This window comes from Curtobacterium sp. PhB115, from assembly GCF_003752025.1.
Taxonomy (GTDB): Bacteria; Actinomycetota; Actinomycetes; order Actinomycetales; family Microbacteriaceae; genus Curtobacterium.
Genome location: NZ_RJKR01000006.1, coordinates 546,871 through 569,447, shown reverse-complemented (window position 1 = coordinate 569,447; position 22,577 = coordinate 546,871). Strand labels below are relative to the sequence as shown.

The following is a 22,577-nucleotide window of genomic DNA, read 5'->3' as shown; positions in this document are numbered from 1 at the left end:
CTTCAACAAGGAATGCGGCGATGAAGGGTTCACGAGCATGGCAGGGACGGAACTGTCCTGGGACGAGCGCATGCTCCCGCGTCCGGACGACTGGGACCTCGTGTCCCGGCGCGAAGCGGACCTGCGAGCCCGCCCCTACCGGGCCGCTGTTCCGGCTCGCATCGCCGAGTCGGTGTTCTCCCTCCCACCGGCGACCCTGGCCGAGGCGGACGACGCCGCTCGTGCCATCACGCGGTTCGACGCCGAGTACGAGGCCTTCCCTGCGCCGTTCTCGGGCGTGCTCCTCCGCAGCGAATCCGCGTCGAGTTCCGAGATCGAGCACCTGACTGCCGGCGCGCGCGCGATCTCGGAAGCCGAGATCGACGAGCGGATCACGGGGAACGCCCCGCAGATCGTCCGGAACGTCCGGGCGATGGAAGCTGCGATCGCACTCGCGGACGACATCGGGGACGAGACGATCATCGCGATGCACCGCGAGCTGCTCGACGATGTGACGCCCGACCTCGTCGGGCGGTACCGCAACGAGCAGGTCTGGATCGGCGGAGCACTCCCGCACCTCGCGGTGTTCGTTCCACCCCACCAGGACCGCGTCGCCACAGCGATGGACGATCTCTTCGCGTTCACCAGACGCACGGACCTGCCTCTGCTCGTCCAGGCGGCGATCGCACACGCGCAGTTCGAGACGATCCACCCGTTCCCCGACGGCAACGGACGGACCGGGCGAGCCCTCGTGCAGGCGATCCTCCGGCGCGGCGGGTTGCTCCGGCACCTCACCATCCCCGTCAGCAGCGGGATCCTGACGGACCTCGACGCGTACTTCGACGGCCTCGGCGCGTACCGTCGCGGAGACCCCTCGGCGATCGTCGACGTGTTCTCGGCCGCTTCCATCGCCGGGCTCCGCAATGCCGAGCACCTCGCACGCGACATCCGTGCGCTGGGCGACGCCTGGGAGGGACGACTCCGGGGCCTGCGCTCCGACGCGACCGCGCGGAAGATCGTCGAACTGTCCGTGGAACACCCGGTGCTCAACGCCCGGCTGGCCGCGGAGCGCACGGGCGCGAGTGCACCCGCCATCGGGAACGCCTTCGAGCAGCTCGTCGAACGTGGCGTCCTCCGCTCCGGGAACTCGAAACGCCGGAACCGCATCTGGGTGAACCTCGAGGTCATCGACGCACTCGACGCGTTCGCCGCACGCAGTGGCCGCCGTCAGGCACCGCAGTTCTGAGCCCTTCCCCCGCCCTGCCCCGCGCGCGCGTTCGTCGGGCGTGGCGATGCCGGAAGAACCGACCACGGAGTTGCCGACACCGGCGTGTCGGGGGCGAGCCGCGCCTCCAGGCCGGATCTGGACGCGAACCGGTCCCGACTCCGCACAGCCTGCCGAACCAGCCCCCGGAAACACGGAAGGCCCCCGGATCTCTCCGGGGGCCTTCCGTGTTTCTGCCTGGTGCGCGAGGGGGGACTTGAACCCCCACGCCGTTTCCAGCACACGGACCTGAACCGTGCGCGTCTACCAATTCCGCCACTCGCGCCAGCCCCGAAACACTACCACGCACAGACTGCCTCAGGTGCCAACCACTACCATGCAGTGGTTGACGACCGACGACACTGGAGACGCATGGGCCTGCTGGACAACTTCGAGCGAGGGTTGGAACGCGCCGTGAACGGCGCGTTCGCGAAGACCTTCCGCTCCGGTGTGCAGCCGGTCGAGATCTCGAGCGCCCTGCGCCGCGAGCTCGACACGAAGGCCGCCGTGGTGTCGCGCGAGCGGATCCTGGTGCCGAACGAGTTCACCGTCCGTCTGGCGCCGCCGGACTTCACGCGGATGAACGACGTCGGTCGACCGCTGATCGACGAACTCACCCAGATGGCCCACCAGCACGCCGTCGCGCAGAACTACTCGTTCTCCGGTCCGGTCACGATCCGGCTGCAACAGGACGGCACGTTGTCCACCGGCATCCTGCAGATCGACTCGACGACGGTGCAGCGGGACGTCGCGTGGATCGCCGTCCTCGACATCGGGTCGCAGCGACACCGCCTGCAGCGGGGACGCACGGTCATCGGTCGTGGCAGCGACGCGGACATCACCATCGCGGACACCGGGACGAGCCGGAAGCACGTCGAGGTCCTGTGGGACGGCAAGCACGCCCAGGCCACCGATCTGGGCTCGACGAACGGCTCGAAGCTGAACGGCGCGCACTTCCAGCAGGCGATCGTGGAGCCGGACTCCACCATCGAGATCGGTCGTACCCGTATGGTGTTCCGGGTGATCCCCGAGAACGACGGAGGTGCTCGATGACAACAGGGCTGACCCTGCTCGTCCTGCGCTTCGCGTTCCTCGCGGTGCTCTGGCTGTTCGTCTTCGTGATCGTCTTCGCGCTGCGCAGCGACCTCTTCGGTCAGCGCGTGCGGACGATCCCCACCGATCCGAAGGCCGCCCCGTCGGGGCCGACCACCCCGACGATCCCCGCAGCAGCGCCCTCCGGCCCGGCATCGAACGGTGCGTTCACGGACCTCATCGGACAGCCTGGAGGCACGCAGCAGTCCGCCTCGCCGGCTGCGGTCCGCCTCGTCATCACCGAGGGCGCGCGCGAGGGCATGGAGATGCCGCTCGGCGGCGGACCGATCACGATCGGCCGCTCCAGCGAGTCCAACGTCGTCATCCGCGACGACTACACCTCGACCAACCACGCCCGGCTCGACCTCCGCGCCGAGGGCTGGCTCCTCACCGACCTCGAGTCCACGAACGGCACCTTCGTCAACGGTCAGAAGGTGAGCGCTCCCCTGATCGTGGCGGAGCGCACGCCGATCACGATCGGGACGACGACGTTCGAGCTGCGGCGGTAACCCGGCATGACCGCTCGCACGCTGAGCGCCGCTGTGTCCCACGTGGGACGCATCCGCGCGAACAACCAGGACTCCGGCTACGCCGGGGCGCACCTGTTCGCGGTCGCGGACGGCATGGGCGGGCACGCCGGCGGCGACGTCGCCTCGGCGATCGCGATCCGACGCATCAGGGAGGTCGACCGCGAGTTCCCGTCGGCCCACGACGCCGAGTTCGCGCTGCAGTCGGCATTGATCGCGGCGAACCAGCTCATCACCGAGACGGTCTTCGAGCACCAGGAACTCACCGGCATGGGCACCACGGTGTCCGCGATGATCCGGGTCGGCGAGCAGATCGCGATCGCCCACATCGGCGACTCCCGGATCTACCGGTACCGCGACGGCGAACTGCAGCAGATCACCTCGGACCACACGTTCGTCCAGCGCCTCGTGGACAGCGGCCGGATCACGCCGGAGGAAGCCGCCGTGCACCCCCGCCGGTCCGTGCTCATGCGCGTGCTCGGTGACGTCGACGCCGCGCCCGAGGTCGACACCGCGGTGATGGACATCCAGGCCGGCGACCGCTGGCTGCTCTGCTCCGACGGGTTGTCGTCGTACCTCGCCGAGGAACGCATCCGGCACGCCCTCGCGTCCACGATGGACGCGAACCAGGTCACGCAGCGCCTGGTGAAGGAGACGCTCGACCACGGCGCCCCCGACAACGTGACCGTCGTGGTGATGGACGTCACCGCGACCGAGGTGGACGACGACGACGACGCCGCGACCACCGTCGGTTCCGCTGCGGCACCGCTCACCTTCGAGGCGTCGACCGGCCGGAAGCCGATCCGCCTCCCCACGATCCTGCTGCACCCGCTCAAGGTGACCACCGCCCCGGAGGACTCGCACTTCGAGCCCGAGTCGGACCAGTTCTTCGCCGAGCTCATCGCCGAGGACCGCCGTCGCCGCATCCGTCGTCGCATCTCGTGGACCATCGCGCTCGTGGTGGCGATCGCCGCACTCGTCGGTGCCGTGTTCCTCGGGTGGCGGATCATCCAGGACCACTACTACGTCGGCACCGACAGCGGCACGGTCGCGATCTACAAGGGTGTGCAGCAGTCGATCGGGCCGTTGGCGCTCTCCGACGTGTACGAGGACACCGACATCACCGTGTCGTCGCTGCCGGACTACACCCGCGAGAACGTCCGCTCGACGATCAACGCGCAGTCGCTCGACGACGCCCGTGACATCGTCGACCGGTTGCGGAAAGCCGCCGAGACGGGCCAGGACCAGGCCGGAACCGGCGGTGACGGGGGCTCCACGACTTCACCGTCGCCCTCGCCGTCCTCGACCAGGTCGTCCTCGCCGACGCCGACCCCGACCAGGGGTTCGCGATGACGAACGCCACCGCCCAGTCCTTCACGCAGGCGATCACGATCAAGCTCCGTGAACCGGCACGCGCTCGGAACCTCGAGCTCGTGCTGCTCGTCATCGCCTGCGGCATCTGCGCGGGTGCGATGGTGCTCGTGCAGCTCGGCACCAAGGGCCGCCTGTTCGACACGTCCGTGCTGTGGGTCGGCGGGGGCATCCTCGGCCTCGCGCTCGTCATGCACGTGGTGCTGCGGGTCGTCGCGAAGAACGCCGACCCGTTCATCCTGCCGGTCGCCCTGGTGCTCAACGGCATCGGGATCGCCGAGATCTACCGCATCGACATCCACAACGGCCTGACCGGGTGGGACGCGATCGGCGTCAAGCAGATCGTCTGGACGATGCTCGCGATGGTGCTGGCGATCGCCACGCTGCTGCTCGTCCGGAACCACCGGTTCCTGCAGCGCTACCGCTACATCTTCATGTTCCTGACGATCGCGCTGCTGCTGCTGCCGATGCTCCCGGGCATCGGGTACGCGCCGGGCGGGGCTCGGGTCTGGATCCGCGTCGGGCCGTTCTCGTTCCAGCCGGGCGAGCTCGCCAAGATCACCATGGCGCTGTTCTTCGCCGGGTACCTGGTCACCGCGCGCGACTCGCTGTCGATCGTCGGCAAGAAGTTCCTCGGCATGACGTTCCCGCGAGCGCGTGACCTCGGTCCGATCCTGGTGATGTGGGGCGCGGCGATGGCCGTCCTCGTGTTCCAGCGCGACCTCGGCACCGCGCTGCTGTACTTCGGCCTGTTCCTCGTGATGATCTACGTCGCGACCGCACGGATCAGCTGGGTGGCCATCGGGCTCGTGCTGTTCGTCGGTGGTGCGCTCGTCGCCCAGAGCGTCCTCGAGTACGTGCACGGCCGCTTCGAGCAGTGGCTCGACCCGTTCAACCAAGAGGTCTTCAGCCGCGACACCCAGGCGAGCTACCAGCTCGTGCAGGGGCTCTTCGGCTTCGCGAACGGCGGGATCACCGGCACCGGACTCGGCCAGGGCCGGCCGTACATCACCCCCGTCGCCAACGCGGACTACATCGTCGCGTCGCTGGGCGAGGAGCTCGGCCTGATCGGCGTCTTCGCGATCCTGGCGCTCTTCATCGTGCTGGCCTCCCGCGGCATCCGCGTCGGGTTCATGGCGCAGGACGACTTCGGCAAGCTCCTCGGCGTCGGCTTCGGCTTCGTCATCGCGCTGCAGGTCTTCGTCGTCGTCGGCGGCATCACCCGGGTGATCCCGGTGACCGGCTTGACGACGCCGTTCATGGCTGCGGGTGGTTCCTCGCTCATCGCCAACTGGATCATCGCGGCGATGCTGCTGCGACTCACCGATTCCATCCCCGCCGAACAACGCGTCCAGCAGGGCGCGCTCTCCGCCGCGAGCGGGCGGTCCGCGCGCGCGACCAGGAAGGAGCGTCGTCGATGAACCGACAGCTCCGCGGTGTCTCGACCGTCATCGTGCTCATGTTCGTCGCACTCTTCGTGTCGACGACGTCCATCCAGTTCTTCTCGGCCGACCAGCTGCGCGCCGACTCGCGGAACTCGCGAACCATCCTCGCCAGTTACTCGACCAAGCGCGGTGCGATCCTCGTCGACGGCAGCCCGATCGCCGAGTCGACCCCGGTGGACGACCAGTACCAGTACCAGCGCAAGTACACGAACGGTGACCTCTACTCCGCCGTGACCGGGTACTTCACGATCGGGCAGGGCAACACCGGCATCGAGAGCGCCGAGAACACCGTGCTCTCCGGCAACTCGGACGCGTCGTTCTTCCAGAACCTCAACTCGATCCTCACCGGCCAGGACGTCCAGGGCGACAACGTCAACCTGACGATCGACCCCGACGTCCAGCAGGCCGCCTACGACGCGCTCGGCTCGAACAGCGGCGCCGTGGTCGCCATCCAGCCGAAGACCGGCAAGATCCTCGCGATGGTGTCGAAGCCGAGCTACGACCCGAACTCGCTGACGTCGCACGACACCGCAGCGGTCAAGGAGCAGTACGACGCGCTCATCGCCTCGTCGTCGTCCCCGTTGAAGAACCGGGCCATCGGCGGCGACCTGTACACGCCCGGATCGGTGTTCAAGCTCGTCGTCGCCTCGGCCGCGCTCGAGGGCGGCAAGTACAACCTCGACTCGACGTTCCCGAACCCGTCCCGCCTGCAGCTCCCCGGCACGAGCACGTACATCAACAACGCCGAGGGCGGCACGTGCGGTGGCGGCGACAAGGTGAAGCTCCGCACGGCGATCCAGTACTCGTGCAACATCCCGTTCGCGGAACTCGGACAGAAGCTCGGCTACGACGCGATCAAGAGCATGGCCGACAAGTACGGCTTCGGCGACGCGATCGAGGTCCCGATGGCCGCCACCGCCAGCCAGTACCCCGAGGTCGACTCGACCGCGCAGCTCATGCTCAGCGCGTTCGGGCAGGCCAGCGTCCGGGTGTCCCCGCTGCAGATCGCCATGGTGTCCGCCGGGATCGCGAACGGCGGCAAGGTCATGCAGCCCTCGCTCGTCGACTCGATCACCACGAGCGACCTGAAGACGGTCGAGTCCTTCTCCCCGAAGCAGTACAGTGATCCGCTGTCGTCCTCCGAGTCCGCTGACCTCACCGAGGCCATGCAGAGCGTCGTCAGCTCCGGGACCGGAACCAATGCCAAGATCGACGGTGTCGACGTCGCAGGGAAGACGGGCACGGCCGAAGGCGGAACGGGCGATCCCTACACACTCTGGTTCACCGGGTTCGCACCCGCGAAGGACCCTGAGGTCGCCGTGGCGGTCGTCGTCGGCGACGGCGGCGGACTCGGCCAGTCGGGAGTCGGCAACACGGTCGCGGCCCCGGTCGCGAAGAAAGTCATGGAGGCGGTGCTGAACAAATGAGACCCACCAGCGGACTCACCTTCGGTGGGCGGTACCAGCTCTCCTCCCGAGTCGCCATCGGCGGCATGGGAGAGGTGTGGCAGGCGACCGACCTCGTCATCGGGCGCACCGTCGCACTCAAGATCCTCAAGGACGAGTACCTCGGTGACCCCGGGTTCCTCGAGCGCTTCCGCGCCGAGGCCCGGCACGCCGCACTCGTCAACCACGAGGGCATCGCCAACGTCTTCGACTACGGCGAGGAGGACGGCAGCGCCTACCTCGTGATGGAGCTCGTCCCCGGCGAAGCGCTCTCGACCATGATCGAGCGCGAGCACACCCTGCCGGTCGACAAGGTCCTCGACATCGTCGCGCAGACCGCGAACGCCCTGCAGGCCGCACACGCGGTCGGCCTGGTGCACCGCGACATCAAGCCCGGCAACCTGCTCATCACGCCGGACGGTCGGGTCAAGATCACCGACTTCGGCATCGCGCGCATCGCCGACCAGGTCCCGCTCACCGCGACCGGCCAGGTCATGGGCACCGTGCAGTACCTCTCGCCGGAGCAGGCGAGCGGGCACCCGGCGTCGCCGTCGACCGACATCTACTCGCTCGGCATCGTCGCGTACGAGTGCCTCGCGGGCCGTCGCCCCTTCACGGGCGAGTCGCAGGTCGCGATCGCGATGGCGCACATCAACGAGCAGCCGCCGCCGCTGCCCGGGGACATCCCCGAGCCCGTCGCGGCCCTCGTGATCTCCTGCATCGCGAAGAAGCCCGCCGATCGGCCGGCCACCGCCGCCAACCTCGCCCGGGCCGCACAGGCGCTCCGTCGCGGGGACGTCGCCGCTGCGACCGTCGCGGTGCCGGCGCTCGCCCAGGGCGGCACCGTCGCGTTCAACCCGCCGCCGGGTCAGGGGAACGACGCCGCCACGGCACTCATCGGCACGCAGGCCGGCGCGACCGTGGGCGGACCGGGGGCACCTCGTTCGCCCGCCACCGACGAGGCCGAAGAGCCGAAGAAGAAGAAGCGCGCCTGGATCTGGTGGGTCGTGGGCATCGTCGTGGTGCTCGCGATCGCCGGAGTCGTCGGGGCGTTCGCCCTGACCGGCTCGGACAACGATCCCGACCCCACGCCGTCCACGTCGAGCACACCGAAGCCGACCCGCACGGAGACCCCGACGCCCACCCAGACACCGACCGAGACCCGCGTGACGGTGTCCTCGTCGGACTACCAGGGCCAGGACGCCGAGACGGTCGCGAACCAGCTCCGCGGCCAGGGTCTGCAGGCGACGGTCGAGGCCGGTGACAACGCCACGTCGGCCGACCAGGTCGGCACCGTGCAGTCGCTCAGCCCGGAAGGCAGCCTGTCCCCGGGCACGCTGGTCACCATCCGCGCCTACGGCGAAGTCCTGAAGGCGGACACCCCGGAGCGTGCGACCGGTGGCACCGTGAGCTCGTCCGGCCGTGTGACCTACAGCTGGCCGTCCTACGGCAGCTGCCCGGCCGGGTACTCCGACGTGACGTACACGTACACGATCGACAACGGCACGGTCGTGTCCAACGGCACGAGCTCCGGCTCGACCTCGGGCACCGCGGTGACCGTCGCGGCCGCGCAGTCCGGCACCGTGACCCTGTCCTACAAGGTGACCTGCAAGTCGCCGCAGTCCGGCACCACCGTGGTGTCCGACTCCTCGCCGGGTGCACAGGTCGAGTGGACCGAGCCCACCGACGAGGAGACGACGGACCCGAGCGACGGGATCAACCCCACCGAGACGCCGATGGACTGACCCCCGGACGGGGGCTGTCGACACCGTTCGGTAACGGTTCGCTCGACGGGTCGGTGACCAGCGTCTCACCAGGTGCGGCTGCCGTACACTAGCCCGGACCGACAGACGGAGGAGTACGTGCCAGAAGGTGTGACCGCGGGGATCACGCTCCTCGCCAACCGCTACGAGATCGGTGACGTCATCGGTCGGGGCGGCATGGCCACGGTGCACCTGGGCAACGACACCCGCCTCGGTCGCAAGGTCGCGGTGAAGCTGCTCAAGCCGAGCCTCGCCAACGACCCGGCGTTCCGCACCCGGTTCCGGCAGGAAGCCCAGGCCGCGGCGCGCATGGCGCACCCGACGGTCGTCCGCGTCTACGACGCCGGCGAAGAGACGGTGACGGAGAACTCCGGCGCCGAGGTGCAGGTCCCCTTCATCGTCATGGAGTACGTCGAGGGCCGCCCGCTCTCCGACATCATCGCCGAGGGCGCCGTCGCCCCGGACGAAGCAGTCCGCATCACCGAGGGCATCCTCACCGCGCTCGAGTACTCGCACCGTGCCGGCGTCGTGCACCGCGACATCAAGCCCGCGAACGTCATGGTCACGCACACCGGCCAGGTGAAGGTCATGGACTTCGGCATCGCCCGAGCCATCACCGACACGTCGGCGACGGTGGCGCAGACGACGTCCATCCTCGGCACGGCGTCGTACTTCTCCCCGGAGCAGGCCCGCGGCGAGACCGTGGACGCCCGCACCGACCTCTACTCCACCGGCGTGGTGCTGTTCGAGCTCCTCACCGGCCGTGCGCCGTTCCTCGGGGACACCCCGGTCGCCGTCGCGTACCAGCACGTCAGCGAGCAGCCCGTCGCGCCGTCGTCGATCTCCCCCGAGGTCTCGCCGGCGCTCGACGCGGTGACCCTGCACGCCCTCGTGAAGGACCGGACGCGCCGCTTCCAGAACGCCGCCGAGTTCCGGACCGACCTGCAGCAGGCGGCCGCCGGTCACATCCCGACGTCCAGCCGGAAGCTCCAGCAGCACGCGGCGAACGATGCCTCCACCGTGCTGTTCGGTGTCGACCCGCGCACCACCACGAACTCCGCCGCAGCGTTCCGCGAGCTCGACGACGACACTGCCGAGCACCGACCGCAGCGCACGCAGAACCGTCCGCCGGTCGCGTGGATCTGGGTCGGCATCCTGCTCACCGTCGCGGTCATCGTCGGCGTCGTGTTCTTCGTCGCCAACCTGCAGCCGGGCAAGCCGCCGGTGTCGTCATCGGTGAGCGTGCCGAACGTCGTCGGCTCGACCTACAGTGCAGCGGCGACCGCCCTCGACAAGAAGGACCTCACGGCCGTCAAGGTCGAGGAGAACTCCGACGACGTCGACAAGGGCCGGGTGATCCGCACCGAGCCCGGCTCCGGCACGAACGTCGGGCGCAACCAGAACGTGAACGTCGTCGTGTCCATCGGGCCCGAGCGCGTCCCCGTCCCGGACCTCGCCGGACAGTCCCAGGCCGCCGCTCAGCAGGCACTCGCGGCCGCCGGCTTCGAGGTCGGCGCGATCACCTCCGACTACTCGCCGGACGTCCCCGAGGGCACGGTCATGGCCTCCGACCCCGAGGCCGCGTCGCTGCACACCAAGGGCATCGTGATCAACCTCACGGTGTCGAACGGCAAGGTGCAGCTGCCCGACGTCACCCAGCAGCAGTTCTCCGACGCCAAGGCGTCGCTCGAGCAGCTCGGCCTCACGGTCACCCCGGCGCCCTCGTACTCGTGCACCGGTGGCATCGTCACGCAGCAGGACACCCCGGCCGGCGACGTCACCCAGGGCAGCTCGGTCGCGCTCACCTACTGCGCGGCGTCGAGCGAACCGACCCGTGCACCGACGTCGAGCTCCAACTCGGACGACGGTGACGACGGCGGCAACAACAACGACGACGGCGGGAACCGCGGCGGTCGCTGACCGACCAGGTCAGACGCTCGGCGACGCCACGCGCGGTGGCGTCCGCGCGACGACGTCACGCGCGGTGGCGTCCGCGCGGTGGCGTCCGCACGGTGGCGTCCGCACGGTGGCGTCCGCACGGTGGCGTCCGCACGGTGGCGTCCGCGCGACGACGCCAGGCGCGACGACGTCAGGCGCGGTGCGTCGCGATCCGGGGACCCAGGCCGTCGGCACGCTCGGCCGCACCGGAGAGCCCCGTCGTCTCGAGCCAGTTGCCGACCATGCGGTAGCCGCCCTCGGTCAAGACCGATTCCGGGTGGAACTGCACGCCGTACACGGGGTGGTCGCGGTGCTGGACACCCATGATGACGCCACCGCCCGTCCGCGCCGTCACGGTGAGTTCGTCGGGGACGGTGCCGTCCACGATCGCGAGCGAGTGGTACCGCGTCGCGGTGAAGGGGTGCGGGACGCCAGCGAACAGCACACTGTCGTCGTGGTCGACCTGCGAGGTCTTGCCGTGCATGAGTTCCTCGGCGTGGGTGACCGTCGCACCGAGGGCCTCGGCGATGGCCTGGTGTCCGAGGCAGACGCCGAGCAGGGGGACCCCGGCGGCGATGGCCGCGCGGACCGTGGGCACCGAGACGCCGGCGTCGGCCGGGGTGCCCGGGCCGGGAGAGAGCAGCACACCGTCGTACTCGGCGATGCGATCCGCGATCTCGGACTCCGGGAAGGCGTCGTTGCGGACGACGTCCGTCTCGGCCCCGAGCTGCTGGACGTAGCCGTTCAGCGTGTAGACGAAGCTGTCGTAGTTGTCGACGACGAGGATCCTGGTCATGGTCGGTTCACCGTACTCGTGGGGGATGTGTGCGGGTGTCCGTGGCCCGATCCACACGCGCTGTCACGGTAGGATACCGGCCATGGCCAAGGACAAGGACCGCACCAAGCCCGCCCGGAGGACCCGAGCCGACTCGGTCGACACCGCGGGGGACAGCCCCAATCCGGTGTGGTTCAAGCCGGTCATGTTCGGCTTCATGATCATCGGTCTCGCATGGGTGATCGTCTTCTACATCTCGAACGCCACGTTGCCGGTTCCGAGCCTCGGCTCGTGGAACATCCTGATCGGCTTCGGCATCATGTTCGTCGGCTTCCTGATGACCACCCGGTGGCGCTGATCCCCAGCCTCGAGACTTCCCGACGCCCGTCGCACCGCAAGGTGCGGCGGGCGTTGTCGTTCTCCACAGGCCTCCTGGGCGTAGGTGCCGGGATCCTCCACGATCCGGGCGGTTGTCCACACTTCTCCACACTCTCCACATCGCCGTCCACACCCCGCCCCCCGAGTTATCCACAGCTGAATCCACAATGGGGATAATCACACCCGTGTAACTCACCGCTTTGTCCACAGCTGTGGACAACTCGGCGGCGTCCTTGTGGAAAGGCCCGGCTGGCGGTTGCGGCGCGCAGTCATCGGACCAGACGGCGGACGGGAGGCCCGTGGCGGGCTGGCACCGTGCCTCCCGTCCGCCTGTTGGTCGCGAGGGCGACAGATGCCCGGAGCGTCGCGCAGTCTCATCCGCCAGCGCGACAGTTCCCCGCGGAAGTTCGGCGGCAGAGTGTCGCCTCCCGCGAGAGCGCGACATGCGAGCCACGGACGCGCGACGGACTGCGACCGCGCCGCTGGACCGCGGGAACGACGAACGCCCCGCCGCAGCAGCGACGGGGCGTTCGGTGACGCGGATCTGTGGAACTAGCCGATCGTGACGGCGTACCCGACCCCGGTCAGGGCGATGCCGACGACCGCGGCCGCGACCAGTAGTGCGATCTGCAGGGGCCGCTGGCGGATGTTGCGGGTCCGCGCGAACACGAAGCCCACGAGGAAACCACCGATGATCCCACCGACGTGCGCCTGCCAGGAGATGTTCGTCCCCGGCAGGAACCCGATCACCAGGTTCAGTCCGATGATCACGAGCAGCTGCACCGCGTTGTTGCCGAGGCTGCGCTGCAGGACGAAGAACGCCGCGAAGAGCCCGAAGATCGCCCCGGAGGCGCCGACCACCCAGGTACCGGGAGCCAGGAACGTCACGAGCATCGACCCGAAGATCCCGGTGATGAAGTACAGCGCCAGGAACCGCCAGGCTCCGAGCATGTTCTCGAGCATCCGACCGAAGATCCACAGCGCCCACATGTTGAACAGGATGTGGAAGATCCCCGAGTGCACGAAGAGCGCGGTCACCGCACGCCACGGCTGCGTCGGCAGCAGCAGCGAGTTGTACGCGAGCAGCCGCGTGAAGAAGCCACCGGTGACCTGGTCGAGCAGCCAGATGGCCACGGTGATCGCCACGATGACGACGGTCGCCTTCTGGTCGAGCATGGCGAAGCGGCGCCGGGCGACCGTCAGCCCACTGGGGGCTCCGGACGCCCGGCGGTTCGCCTGGAACTGTGCGCGCTGTTCACGCACGCACTCTGGGCAGTGCACCCCGACCGCTGCCGGCGTCTGGCACTCCGGGCAGATGGTCCGCCCGCAGCGCTGGCAGAGGACGAAGCTCTGCCGGTCCGGATGCCGGTAACAGGTGTTGTTCGGGTTGTACGCCTGGTCGGTCACGTGAGGATCAGACGCCTTCGACGTCGATGCTCTGGATGACCACGTCCTCGACGGGCTTGTCACGGCCGTCGGTGGCGACACCCTCGATGGCGTCGACGACGGCGCGCGACTCGTCGTCGGCGACCTCACCGAAGATCGTGTGCTTGCCCTGCAGCCACGGCGTCGCCACCGTGGTGATGAAGAACTGCGAGCCGTTGGTGCCGCGGCCACCCTGGATGCCGGCGTTGGCCATCGCGAAGATGTACGGGTTCTGGAAGGTGAGCTCGGGCGAGATCTCGTCGTCGAAGCGGTAGCCGGGGCCGCCGATGCCCTGGCCGAGCGGGTCGCCGCCCTGGATCATGAAGTCCTTGATGATGCGGTGGAAGACCACACCGTCGTAGAGCTTGTCGGTCGAGACCTTGCCCGTGCCCGGGTGGGTCCATTCCTGCTGGCCCGTGGCGAGGTCGACGAAGTTCTTGACGGTCTTCGGAGCGTGGTTGCCGAACAGGTTGACGCGGATGTCGCCCTTGTTGGTGTGGATCGTTGCGACAGCGGTGTGCAGAGACATGTTCCGATTCTCGCATGTACCGGCTGCGTACGGACCGGACCCACAGGTGAGGCTCCGTGACCTGTCAGGGACTCTGGTGGCAGGATGGGGTCACGCCGATCCGATGGAGGTACCAGATGACGACGATCGAGATCCCGCGCAAGCGTCGGAAGCAGATCAAGAAGCTCAAGGGCCAGACCGCCTCGCTCCTCGGAGAGCAGCGCAAGGTCCTCGAGCACGCGAACGCGATCCTGGCCGAAGCCCGGTCGAACGCAGCCGATGCAGCCCGCAAGGACATCGCCCCCCGCGTGCAGAACGCGATCGACAACGGCATCCGCCCTGCGGTCGCCACCGGGGTGCACGCTGCGACGTCCGCAGCACAGAGCGCTTCGCACAAGTTCCAGTCCGAGGTCATCCCCGGACTGGTGTCGACCGCTGGCTCCGTGCTCAGCGTCACCGACCTCGCGAAGGACCCCCGGGTCAAGAAGATCGTGAAGAACGCCCGCAAGAAGGGCAAGAGCGCCAAGAAGGCTGCGAACAAGTACGTCCCGTCGCAGCAGAAGAAGGGCATCGGCTTCGGCGGTGTCGCACTCATCATCGTCGGCGTGGTCGCCGTCGCTGGTGCTGCGTACGCCGCGTACCAGACGCTCCGCGCCGACGACGACCTGTGGGTCGCCGACGACGCTGACACGGCGGAGAAGCCCGCCGCCTGACCTCCCCGGTTCGTACGAAGGGCCCCGGCATCCCGCCGGGGCCCTTCGTCGTTCCCGGGTCCGGGACCCGTGCACCCGTCCGCCGCGTGCTCTGGACGCACCCGCGTCCCTGCCTGGAGGCTCGCACCGGCCTGGCCCCGCGCCTCCCGTCCGCCACATGGTCGCGCAACGCGCCCCGGGGACGCCGCCGAGAGGTCGCAACCTGTCGCCCAGACGGCGCGCAGACGACGGTTCCAGCCACCTCGATGCCACGCAAGCGGCATGTCGTGACCACTCGACGAGGAGGACTCGGAGTGGCGAACCCGGCCATCGCGACGCGGCGCGTTGCCGAAGGCGCGCAGACAAGCACGACGACCGAGCCGTCGGCGACGCCCGCGCCGCAGTGGCAGTGGCGCGCATGGGCACAGAACGAAGCCCCTGGGTAGACGACGAATTCGTCAACCAGGGGCTTCCGCGAGTGGAGCCTGGGAGAATCGAACTCCCGACATCCTGCTTGCAAAGCAGGCGCTCTACCAACTGAGCTAAGGCCCCGGGTGCCACCGAGATGCTCGGCGACGGGATGGAATTGTCGTGGTGTTCCGAAGAACTGGTGGGGCTACAAGGACTTGAACCTTGGACCTCTTCGTTATCAGCGAAGCGCTCTAACCGCCTGAGCTATAGCCCCTCAGACCGGATGAAAGCCTACCGTACGGATCCCGCAGAACGAAATCGAGTGGTCGGCTCATCCGGCCCGGGTGTGTCAGTTGTTCGTGAAGCCGACGAGCAGGCCGCCGGTGATGCGAACACTGAGGTTGTAGAGCACGCTCACGATGGCGCCGAGCACGGTGCCGACGACCACGTTGAGGATGCCCACGACGATGGAGAACCCGAGCACCTGGCCCAGCGAGAACTGGTCCATGATCGAGTAACTGTTCTGGCCAGTGACGTCCTTCAACAGGGCGTCCACCTGGGTGAACACGCCCGTCTGGTTGAGGATGACCCACACCAGCGCGGTGGCGACCACGATCACGATGGAGCCGGCCAGGGCGATGAGGAAGCTCAGCTTCACCATCGACCAGAAGTCGACGTAGACCAGCCGCAACCGCACCTGGCGGGTGCCGACGGGTCGCTTCGCCTTCTTCTGGAGCTTCTCGGCGACACTACTCATTGCTCGACTGGTCCTCTCCGGCCTCGTCTTCGACGGGCTCGGTTTCGTTGGGATCAGTGGAGTCCGGGGCCGCTTCGGCAGGGCTGACCGTCTCCACCGGGCCCGCGGGCTCGATCTCGGCGTCGTCCTGGTCGTCCAGGTTCCGCTCTGTGTTCCGGGCCACCGCGATGATCCGGTCGTTCTCCGCGAACCTCGCGAAGACGACGCCCATCGTGTCTCGACCCTTGGCAGGGACCTCGGCCACGGCAGACCTTACCACCTTGCCCGATTGCAGCACGACGAGCACCTCGTCGTCCTCACCGACGATGAGAGCACCCACAAGGTCCCCCCGGTCGACGGCCAGTTTGGCCACCTTGATGCCCAGACCACCGCGGCCCTGGACCCGGTACTGGTCGACGGAGGTGCGCTTCGCGTAGCCGCCCTCGGTCATGACCCAGACGTAGCCGTCGTCCGAGACGACCCGTGCGGCGAGCAGTGAGTCGCCTTCGCGGAAGGACATGCCCTTCACACCGGAGGTCGATCGGCCCATCGGCCGCAGAGTGTCGTTCGTCGCGGTGAAGCGGAGCGACATGCCCTGTCGGGACACGAGGAGCAGGTCGTCGTGCTCGTCGACGAGGAGCGCCTGGCGCAGCTTGTCACCGTCGCGCAGGTTGATCGCGATGATGCCGCCGGTGCGGTTCGTGTCGTACTCGGTGAGCGCGGTCTTCTTCACCAGGCCGTGCTCGGTCGCGAGGACGAGGTACTGGGCGACCTCGTAGTCGCGGATGTCGAGCACCTGCTGGATCTGCTCGTCGGGCTGCATCGCCAGCAGGTTCGCGACGTGCTGGCCCTTGGCGTCGCGCCCGGCCTCCTGCAGCTCGTACGCCTTGGCGCGGTAGACCCGGCCCTGGTCGGTGAGGAAGAGGAGCCAGTGGTGCGTCGTCGTGACGAAGAAGTGCTCGACGATGTCGTCGGCGCGGAGCTGGGCGCCACGGACACCACGGCCGCCGCGGTGCTGCGAACGGTACTGGTCGCTGCGCGTGCGCTTGACGTACCCGCCGCGGGTGATGGTGACGACCATCTCCTCTTCGGGGATGAGGTCTTCCATCGACATGTCGCCGTCGTACCCGAGCATGATCTCGGTGCGGCGGTCGTCGCCGAAGCGCTCGACGATCTCCTCGAGCTCGTCGCGGATGATCGAACGCTGGCGGCTCTCCGACCCGAGGATGTCCTGGAAGTCGGCGATCTTGCGCTCGAGTTCTTCCGCCTCGTCGTGGATCTTCTGGCGCTCGAGGGCGGCCAGACGACGGAGCTGCAGTTCGAGGATCGCGCGGGCCTGGATCTCGTCGACGGACAGCAGGTCCATCAGGCCGGTCCGGGCTTCCTCGACGTCGGGCGACCGGCGGATGAGGGCGATGACCTCGTCGAGGGCGTCGAGCGCTGCGAGGTAGCCGCGCAGGATGTGGGCGCGCTTCTCGGCCTCGCGCAGGCGGAACTGGGTACGGCGGACGATGACGTCGACCTGGTGCGCGACCCACGCGGAGATGAAGCCGTCGAGCGGCAGCGTGCGGGGCACACCGTCGACGATCGCGAGCATGTTCGCGCCGAAGTTCTCCTGCAGCTGCGTGTGCTTGTACAGGTTGTTCAGCACGACCTTGGCGACGGCGTCGCGCTTCAGCACGATGACCAGGCGCTGACCCGTCCGACCGGAGGTCTCGTCACGGATGTCCGCGACGCCGGCGAGCTTGCCGTCCTTGACGAGGTCGGCGATCTTGATCGCGAGGTTGTCCGGGTTGACCTGGTACGGCAGCTCGGTGACGACGAGGCAGGTGCGACCCTGGATCTCCTCGACGTTGACGACGGCGCGCATGGTGATCGAGCCGCGGCCGGTGCGGTAGGCGTCCTGGATCCCCTTGGTACCGAGGATCTGTGCACCGGTCGGGAAGTCCGGTCCCTTGATGCGCTGCATGAGCGCGGTGAGGAGTTCCTCGCGGGTGGCCTCGGGGTTGTCGAGGGCCCACTTCGCGCCCTCGGCGACCTCGCGCAGGTTGTGCGGCGGGATGTTCGTCGCCATGCCGACCGCGATGCCGACCGAGCCGTTGACCAGCAGGTTCGGGAACCGTGCCGGCAGGATCGCGGGCTCCTGGGTGCGACCGTCGTAGTTGTCCTGGAAGTCGACGGTGTCCTCGTCGATGTCCCGGACCATCTCCATGGCGAGCGGCGCCATCTTGGTCTCGGTGTACCGCGGAGCAGCGGCGCCGTCGTTGCCCGGCGAGCCGAAGTTGCCCTGGCCGAGCGCGAGCGGGTAGCGGAGCGACCACGGCTGCACGAGGCGGACCAGTGCGTCGTAGATCGCCGAGTCGCCGTGCGGGTGGAACTGGCCCATCACGTCACCGACGACACGGGAGCACTTCGAGAACGCGCGGTCCGGACGGTAACCACCGTCGAACATCGCGTAGATCACACGGCGGTGCACCGGCTTGAGGCCGTCGCGGACCTCGGGCAGGGCACGGCCGACGATGACCGACATCGCGTAGTCGAGGTAGGAGCGCTGCATCTCGAGCTGCAGGTCGACCTGCGAGATGCGGTCACCGGAGACGACGATGTCCCCGCTGTCGCCGTGGACGATCTCGGGCTGCTCGTCGGCGCCGTTCTCGTTGTCGTCAGCCATGTGGCTTCGTTCCCTTTCTGGACAGCCTGGAGGCTGTGGTTCCGTTGGTCGCGCCGGGCGCGACCACAGGTGGTCGGGACTGGTCGACGCGGCTCACGCCGCGCCTCCAGGCCTGGATCTCGAGACGGTCAGATGTCCAGGAACCGGACGTCCTTGGCGTTCTGCTGGATGAACTGGCGACGTGCGTCGACGTCCTCACCCATCAGCGTCGAGAAGACGCTGTCCACCGCGGCGGCGTCCTCGAGCGTGACCTGCAGGAGCGTGCGGGTGTCCGGGTTCATCGTGGTGTCCCAGAGCTCCTTGTAGTCCATCTCGCCGAGACCCTTGTAACGCTGGATGCCGTTGTCCTTCGGGATCCGCTTGCCGGCGGCGATGCCAGCCTGCATGAGGGCGTCGCGCTCCCGGTCGCTGAACACGTACTCGTGCGCCGCGTTCGACCACTTCAGGCGGTACAGCGGCGGCTGCGCGAGGTACACGTAGCCGCGCTCGATGAGCGGACGCATGTAGCGGAACAGCAGCGTGAGCAGCAGCGTGGTGATGTGTTGGCCGTCGACGTCGGCATCGGCCATCAGCACGATCTTGTGGTAGCGGGCCTTGTCCGGGTCGAAGTCCTCGCCGATGCCGGCACCGAACGCCGTGATCATCGACTGGATCTCCTGGTTGGCGAGCGCACGGTCGAGCCGGGCCTTCTCGACGTTCAGGATCTTGCCGCGCAGGGGCAGGATCGCCTGGGTCATCGGGTTGCGACCCTGCACGGCGGAACCGCCGGCGGAGTCACCCTCGACCATGAAGATCTCCGACAGGGTCGGGTCCTTCGACTGGCAGTCCTTCAGCTTGCCGGGCATGCCACCCGACTCGAGCAGCCCCTTGCGACGGGTGGTCTCACGGGCCTTGCGGGCCGCGAGCCGGGCCTGCGACGCCTGGATCGCCTTGCGCACGACGTCGCGCGCCTGCGTCGGGTTGCTCTCGAACCAGTGCGTCAGCTCGGTACCGACGACGCGCTGGACGAACGACTTCGCCTCGGTGTTGCCGAGCTTCGTCTTCGTCTGGCCCTCGAACTGCGGCTCGCCGAGCTTCACCGAGATGACGGCCGTCAGCCCTTCACGGATGTCGTCACCCGTCAGGTTGTCGTCCTTCTCCTTGATGATCTTCGTCTCGCGCGCGTAGCGGTTGACGAGGGTCGTCAGTGCGGCACGGAAGCCCTCTTCGTGGGTACCGCCCTCGTGCGTGTTGATCGTGTTCGCGAAGGTGTGGACGCTCTCCTGGTACGAGGTGTTCCACTGCATCGCGACCTCGAGCGCGATCTTGCGCTCGGTGTCCTCGGACTCGAAGCCGATGACGTCCGGGTGGACGAGGTCGGCCTTCTTCTGCGCGTTGATGTACTCGACGTAGTCAGCGAGACCACGCTCGTACATGAAGGAGTCGCCCCGAGCCTCTTCCCCTTCGGCGGGGGTGCGCTCGTCGCGCAGGTTGATCCGCAGGCCCTTGTTGAGGAAGGCCATCTGCTGGAACCGGGTGCGCAGGGTCTCGTAGTCGAAGACCACGGTCTCGAAGATCTCGGCGTTCGGCCAGAAGGTGATCGTGGTGCCGTGCTCGTCGGACGGTTCGTCCTTGGTCAGCGGTGCGACCGGGACGCCGTCGGTGTAGCTCTGGCGCCAGACGTGACCCTGCTGGCGGACCTCGACGTCGAGCTCGGAGCTCAGTGCGTTCACGACGGAGGAACCCACACCGTGCAGACCACCGGACACCGCGTACGCGCCGCCGCCGAACTTGCCGCCGGCGTGCAGGACGGTCAGGACGACCTGGACCGTGGAGACACCTTCTGCCGCGTGGATCCCGACCGGGATGCCGCGGCCGTTGTCGACGACGCGGACGCCGCCGTCTTCACGGATGGTGACGTCGATGGTGTCGCAGTACCCGGCGAGGGCTTCGTCGACAGAGTTGTCGACGATCTCCTGGACCAGGTGGTGCAGACCGCGGGGCCCCGTCGAACCGATGTACATACCGGGACGCTTGCGGACCGCCTCGAGCCCCTCGAGCACCTGAATCTGGTCTGCTCCGTAGGACGGTTCGCTCTGCGGGGTCTCCTCGCCGAGCGGGTTCTGCGGGTCGTCTTCAGATTCTGATGCCATGTCGAGCGTGCTCCTGCCTGCGCGCGGAACGCCCGCGCACTGCACCTCTCAGTCTACCGCAGAGGCCCCTCTTTCGAGGGCTCATCCGGCCCTCAGACGGGCTTTTTTGGCACTGCAGGATGATTTCGTCGGCTCAACCGTAGGTGTCGCGAGGACCGCGCCCCTGGACCGTCCTGGGGCCGCGTTTCCAGGTGGGGGCGTCCGGGCCGGAAACCCTGATCGACTCGACCCCGGCTTCCGGGTGCCGTTCGGCGATCGTCGTCGTGACGCTCGAACGCATGAGTCGGAGCTGCGTCGCCCAGGCCGTCGAGTCGCAGCGGATGACCAGCGCACCGTCGTCGATGGTCACCGGGGTGGAGTGCTTCGCGAGCTCCTCGCCCACGACGCTCGGCCAGTCGACGAAGAGCTCGGAGCGGGCCAAGGGCTCCGTCCACCCGAGCTCGTTCGCCAGGGATCCGACCACGTCGCCGAGTCCCCGGGGTTCGCGGCCGCGACCGTACGGGACGGTGTCGGCGTCGAACTCGCGGGCACGGCGGCGTCGGGCGTCGACGCCGCGCTTGGAGGGGTCACCGAAGACGGCGCGGAGGTGGCGGTAGACGCGGGACGGTTCGGTGGGCTTCCACGGTCGGGGCATCAGGTGCCGGCTTCCGTGGAGGTGCCGGTCGGGTCGGCGTCGGTGCCGGTCCCGTCGGCGCCGGTCCCGTCGGCGCCGGTCCCGTCAGCGCCGGTCCCGTCAGCGCCGGTCCCGTCAGCGCCGGTCCCGTCAGCGCCGGTCGCGTCAGCGCCGGTCCCGTCAGCGCCGGTCCCGTCGGTCTCCTGCCTGGAGGCGCGGCTCGTGTCCGCCTCGTCCGTCACGATGGTGCCCGCCTCGATCCGCACCGTGTGCGCGGCCAGCTGCGCGGGCACGTCACCGAACACGGCCGCCGTGATGAGGACCTGCTCGTAGTCGGCCACCGCGTTCCCCAGCCGTTCGCGCCGTGACTCGTCGAGTTCGGCGAACACGTCGTCGAGGATGATGATCGGGTCCCCGAGGTTCGACTCGGCACGCAGGATCGACGCACTCGCGAGCTGGATGGCGAGCGCGAACGACCAGGACTCCCCGTGACTGGCGTACCCGCGCGCAGGTAACCCGTTCAGCTGGAAGAGGACGTCGTCGCGGTGCGGTCCGACCAGGGTCAGCCCGCGGTCGAGTTCGTCGCGGCGCCGCCGCTCGAGGGCCGCGGTGAAGGCCTCCGCCGCCGACGCGACGGTGACCGGTTCGTCCGGGGTCCCGAGCACGGGGTCGGTCGCGGCCGCAGCCTCGGGGTCGCCGCCGCGGATCGAGAGCACCCCGGCGATCGAGGCATCGTGGGACGCACCGGCGACGGTGGCGTAGGCCTCCGCCACGAACGGAGCGAGCCGCCGGGTCAGGTGGTCCCGTGCCGCGACGATCTCGGCGCCGAGTCCGACGAGCCGCTCGTCCCAGACGTCGAGGGTCGAGAGCGCGTTCGCCTTCGCGCCGGTCGCCCGGGCGGACTTCAACAGGGTGTTCCGCTGCCGGAGCGTGCGGTCGTAGTCGGCGAGGACACCCTGCATCCGGGGCGCGATCTGCCCGAGCAGCTCGTCGAGCATGCGCCGGCGGCCGGCCGGTTCGCCGCGGACCAACGCCAGGTCCTCCGGGGCGAACAGGACACTCGTGCAGTAGCGCGGCAGTTCACGGGGCTTGATCGCTGAGCGGTTCACCTGTGCGCGGTTCGCTCCGGTGCGGTTGATCTGCACCTCGGCGAGGATGCTGCGGTCCTCGTGGGCGAGCCGGGCCCGGACGATCGCGGCGTCGCAGCCCTGACGGACGAGCGCCGCATCGGTCGGGACGCGGTGCGAGCCCAGGGTGGAGAGGTACCCGATCGCCTCGACCAGGTTCGTCTTGCCCTGGCCGTTCCGTCCGACGAACAGGTTCGGCCCGCGTGCGAGGTCGACGTCCGCCTCCCGGTAGTTCCGGAAGTCGGTCAGTTGGAGATGGTCGACGTGCACGCGGGCCGAGTCCGG

18 protein-coding genes and 3 tRNA genes are annotated in these 22,577 nt (G+C 68.7%); 10 read left to right on the top strand and 11 right to left on the bottom strand.

Annotated features, from left to right (window positions below):
* Positions 1-37: 37 nt before the first annotated feature.
* Positions 38-1,225 carry a Fic family protein gene (locus EDF19_RS08315; RefSeq protein WP_185022746.1) on the top strand — a complete coding sequence of 396 codons (1,188 nt, stop codon included), beginning with the start codon at positions 38-40 and terminating at the stop codon, positions 1,223-1,225.
* A 217-nt stretch (positions 1,226-1,442) separates the two neighbouring features.
* On the opposite strand, the gene EDF19_RS08310 is transcribed toward EDF19_RS08315, so the two are convergent.
* A tRNA-Leu gene (locus EDF19_RS08310) sits at positions 1,443-1,529 on the bottom strand.
* Positions 1,530-1,615: 86 nt separating this feature from the next.
* Here EDF19_RS08310 and EDF19_RS08305 point away from each other — a divergent pair.
* The 7 genes from EDF19_RS08305 (at position 1,616) to pknB (ending at position 10,806) form a co-directional block, all read left to right on the top strand.
* On the top strand, positions 1,616-2,296 hold the full coding sequence (locus EDF19_RS08305; RefSeq protein ID WP_123680418.1) for a DUF3662 and FHA domain-containing protein: 681 nt from the start codon (positions 1,616-1,618) through the stop codon (positions 2,294-2,296).
* The gene (locus EDF19_RS08300) at positions 2,293-2,844 is read left to right on the top strand and encodes an FHA domain-containing protein (protein ID WP_123680417.1); all 552 of its coding nucleotides are present in this window, start codon (positions 2,293-2,295) and stop codon (positions 2,842-2,844) included. The genes EDF19_RS08305 and EDF19_RS08300 overlap by 4 nt, the downstream gene beginning before the upstream one ends.
* Before the next feature lie 6 nt (positions 2,845-2,850).
* On the top strand, positions 2,851-4,215 hold the full coding sequence (locus EDF19_RS08295) for a Stp1/IreP family PP2C-type Ser/Thr phosphatase (protein WP_123680416.1): 1,365 nt from the start codon (positions 2,851-2,853) through the stop codon (positions 4,213-4,215).
* Positions 4,212-5,654: an FtsW/RodA/SpoVE family cell cycle protein gene (locus tag EDF19_RS08290; RefSeq protein ID WP_123680415.1), complete on the top strand. Its 1,443-nt coding sequence runs from the start codon at positions 4,212-4,214 to the stop codon at positions 5,652-5,654. Before EDF19_RS08295 ends, EDF19_RS08290 begins: the two co-directional genes overlap by 4 nt.
* Positions 5,651-7,105, top strand: a complete 1,455-nt coding sequence (locus EDF19_RS08285; protein WP_123680414.1) for a penicillin-binding protein 2 — start codon at positions 5,651-5,653, stop codon at positions 7,103-7,105. Before EDF19_RS08290 ends, EDF19_RS08285 begins: the two co-directional genes overlap by 4 nt.
* Positions 7,102-8,868 carry a serine/threonine-protein kinase gene (locus EDF19_RS08280; protein ID WP_123680413.1) on the top strand — a complete coding sequence of 589 codons (1,767 nt, stop codon included), beginning with the start codon at positions 7,102-7,104 and terminating at the stop codon, positions 8,866-8,868. The genes EDF19_RS08285 and EDF19_RS08280 overlap by 4 nt, the downstream gene beginning before the upstream one ends.
* Before the next feature lie 117 nt (positions 8,869-8,985).
* Positions 8,986-10,806, top strand: coding sequence for a Stk1 family PASTA domain-containing Ser/Thr kinase (gene pknB, locus EDF19_RS08275; RefSeq protein ID WP_260217027.1), 1,821 nt, complete (start codon positions 8,986-8,988; stop codon positions 10,804-10,806).
* Positions 10,807-10,975: 169 nt separating this feature from the next.
* Here pknB and EDF19_RS08270 read toward each other — a convergent pair whose 3' ends face one another.
* The gene (locus EDF19_RS08270; RefSeq protein ID WP_123680411.1) at positions 10,976-11,620 is read right to left on the bottom strand and encodes an aminodeoxychorismate/anthranilate synthase component II; all 645 of its coding nucleotides are present in this window, start codon (positions 11,618-11,620) and stop codon (positions 10,976-10,978) included.
* 82 nt (positions 11,621-11,702) lie between these two features.
* Here EDF19_RS08270 and EDF19_RS08265 point away from each other — a divergent pair, with 82 nt between their 5' ends.
* Complete coding sequence (locus EDF19_RS08265; protein WP_123680410.1) at positions 11,703-11,957, top strand: cell division protein CrgA; 255 nt, start codon at positions 11,703-11,705, stop codon at positions 11,955-11,957.
* Between the two features lie 572 nt (positions 11,958-12,529).
* Here the strand turns inward: EDF19_RS08265 and EDF19_RS08260 are convergent.
* Together EDF19_RS08260 and EDF19_RS08255 are read right to left on the bottom strand one after the other, a co-directional pair.
* Entirely contained in the window at positions 12,530-13,384 is an 855-nt protein-coding gene (locus EDF19_RS08260; protein WP_123680409.1) for a rhomboid family intramembrane serine protease, read from the bottom strand.
* A gap of 7 nt (positions 13,385-13,391) precedes the next feature.
* Positions 13,392-13,931, bottom strand: a complete 540-nt coding sequence (locus EDF19_RS08255) for a peptidylprolyl isomerase (RefSeq protein ID WP_123680408.1) — start codon at positions 13,929-13,931, stop codon at positions 13,392-13,394.
* A 116-nt stretch (positions 13,932-14,047) separates the two neighbouring features.
* Here EDF19_RS08255 and EDF19_RS08250 point away from each other — a divergent pair, with 116 nt between their 5' ends.
* On the top strand, positions 14,048-14,623 hold the full coding sequence (locus EDF19_RS08250) for a hypothetical protein (protein WP_123680407.1): 576 nt from the start codon (positions 14,048-14,050) through the stop codon (positions 14,621-14,623).
* Between the two features lie 458 nt (positions 14,624-15,081).
* Here EDF19_RS08250 and EDF19_RS08245 read toward each other — a convergent pair.
* The 7 genes from EDF19_RS08245 to recF all read right to left on the bottom strand — a co-directional run bounded on the left by EDF19_RS08245 (position 15,082) and on the right by recF (position 22,562).
* A tRNA-Ala gene (locus tag EDF19_RS08245) sits at positions 15,082-15,154 on the bottom strand.
* Positions 15,155-15,210: 56 nt separating this feature from the next.
* Positions 15,211-15,287: transfer RNA gene (locus tag EDF19_RS08240), tRNA-Ile, on the bottom strand.
* A gap of 75 nt (positions 15,288-15,362) precedes the next feature.
* Positions 15,363-15,770: a DUF3566 domain-containing protein gene (locus EDF19_RS08235; protein WP_027466922.1), complete on the bottom strand. Its 408-nt coding sequence runs from the start codon at positions 15,768-15,770 to the stop codon at positions 15,363-15,365.
* Entirely contained in the window at positions 15,763-18,420 is a 2,658-nt protein-coding gene (gyrA, locus tag EDF19_RS08230; protein ID WP_123680406.1) for a DNA gyrase subunit A, read from the bottom strand. Before gyrA ends, EDF19_RS08235 begins: the two co-directional genes overlap by 8 nt.
* Before the next feature lie 128 nt (positions 18,421-18,548).
* The gene (gyrB, locus tag EDF19_RS08225; RefSeq protein ID WP_123680405.1) at positions 18,549-20,552 is read right to left on the bottom strand and encodes a DNA topoisomerase (ATP-hydrolyzing) subunit B; all 2,004 of its coding nucleotides are present in this window, start codon (positions 20,550-20,552) and stop codon (positions 18,549-18,551) included.
* 133 nt (positions 20,553-20,685) lie between these two features.
* Positions 20,686-21,186, bottom strand: coding sequence for a DUF721 domain-containing protein (locus tag EDF19_RS08220; protein ID WP_123680404.1), 501 nt, complete (start codon positions 21,184-21,186; stop codon positions 20,686-20,688).
* Positions 21,186-22,562, bottom strand: a complete 1,377-nt coding sequence (recF, locus tag EDF19_RS08210) for a DNA replication/repair protein RecF (RefSeq protein ID WP_260217021.1) — start codon at positions 22,560-22,562, stop codon at positions 21,186-21,188. The genes EDF19_RS08220 and recF overlap by 1 nt, the downstream gene beginning before the upstream one ends.
* Positions 22,563-22,577: the final 15 nt, after the last annotated feature.

What these genes read in the sequence shown, in the direction of transcription:
- EDF19_RS08285 (WP_123680414.1), top strand. Translation starts at nt 5,651, where the DNA reads ATGAACCGACAGCTCCGCGGTGTCTCGACCGTCATCGTGCTCATGTTC.
- EDF19_RS08255 (WP_123680408.1), bottom strand. Translation starts at nt 13,931, where the DNA reads ATGTCTCTGCACACCGCTGTCGCAACGATCCACACCAACAAGGGCGAC.
- EDF19_RS08280 (WP_123680413.1), top strand. Translation starts at nt 7,102, where the DNA reads ATGAGACCCACCAGCGGACTCACCTTCGGTGGGCGGTACCAGCTCTCC.
- EDF19_RS08265 (WP_123680410.1), top strand. Translation starts at nt 11,703, where the DNA reads ATGGCCAAGGACAAGGACCGCACCAAGCCCGCCCGGAGGACCCGAGCC.
- EDF19_RS08235 (WP_027466922.1), bottom strand. Translation starts at nt 15,770, where the DNA reads ATGAGTAGTGTCGCCGAGAAGCTCCAGAAGAAGGCGAAGCGACCCGTC.
- EDF19_RS08295 (WP_123680416.1), top strand. Translation starts at nt 2,851, where the DNA reads ATGACCGCTCGCACGCTGAGCGCCGCTGTGTCCCACGTGGGACGCATC.
- gyrB (WP_123680405.1), bottom strand. Translation starts at nt 20,552, where the DNA reads ATGGCATCAGAATCTGAAGACGACCCGCAGAACCCGCTCGGCGAGGAG.
- EDF19_RS08290 (WP_123680415.1), top strand. Translation starts at nt 4,212, where the DNA reads ATGACGAACGCCACCGCCCAGTCCTTCACGCAGGCGATCACGATCAAG.
- EDF19_RS08220 (WP_123680404.1), bottom strand. Translation starts at nt 21,186, where the DNA reads ATGCCCCGACCGTGGAAGCCCACCGAACCGTCCCGCGTCTACCGCCAC.
- EDF19_RS08315 (WP_185022746.1), top strand. Translation starts at nt 38, where the DNA reads ATGGCAGGGACGGAACTGTCCTGGGACGAGCGCATGCTCCCGCGTCCG.
- EDF19_RS08270 (WP_123680411.1), bottom strand. Translation starts at nt 11,620, where the DNA reads ATGACCAGGATCCTCGTCGTCGACAACTACGACAGCTTCGTCTACACG.
- gyrA (WP_123680406.1), bottom strand. Translation starts at nt 18,420, where the DNA reads ATGGCTGACGACAACGAGAACGGCGCCGACGAGCAGCCCGAGATCGTC.
- EDF19_RS08250 (WP_123680407.1), top strand. Translation starts at nt 14,048, where the DNA reads ATGACGACGATCGAGATCCCGCGCAAGCGTCGGAAGCAGATCAAGAAG.
- EDF19_RS08300 (WP_123680417.1), top strand. Translation starts at nt 2,293, where the DNA reads ATGACAACAGGGCTGACCCTGCTCGTCCTGCGCTTCGCGTTCCTCGCG.
- EDF19_RS08305 (WP_123680418.1), top strand. Translation starts at nt 1,616, where the DNA reads ATGGGCCTGCTGGACAACTTCGAGCGAGGGTTGGAACGCGCCGTGAAC.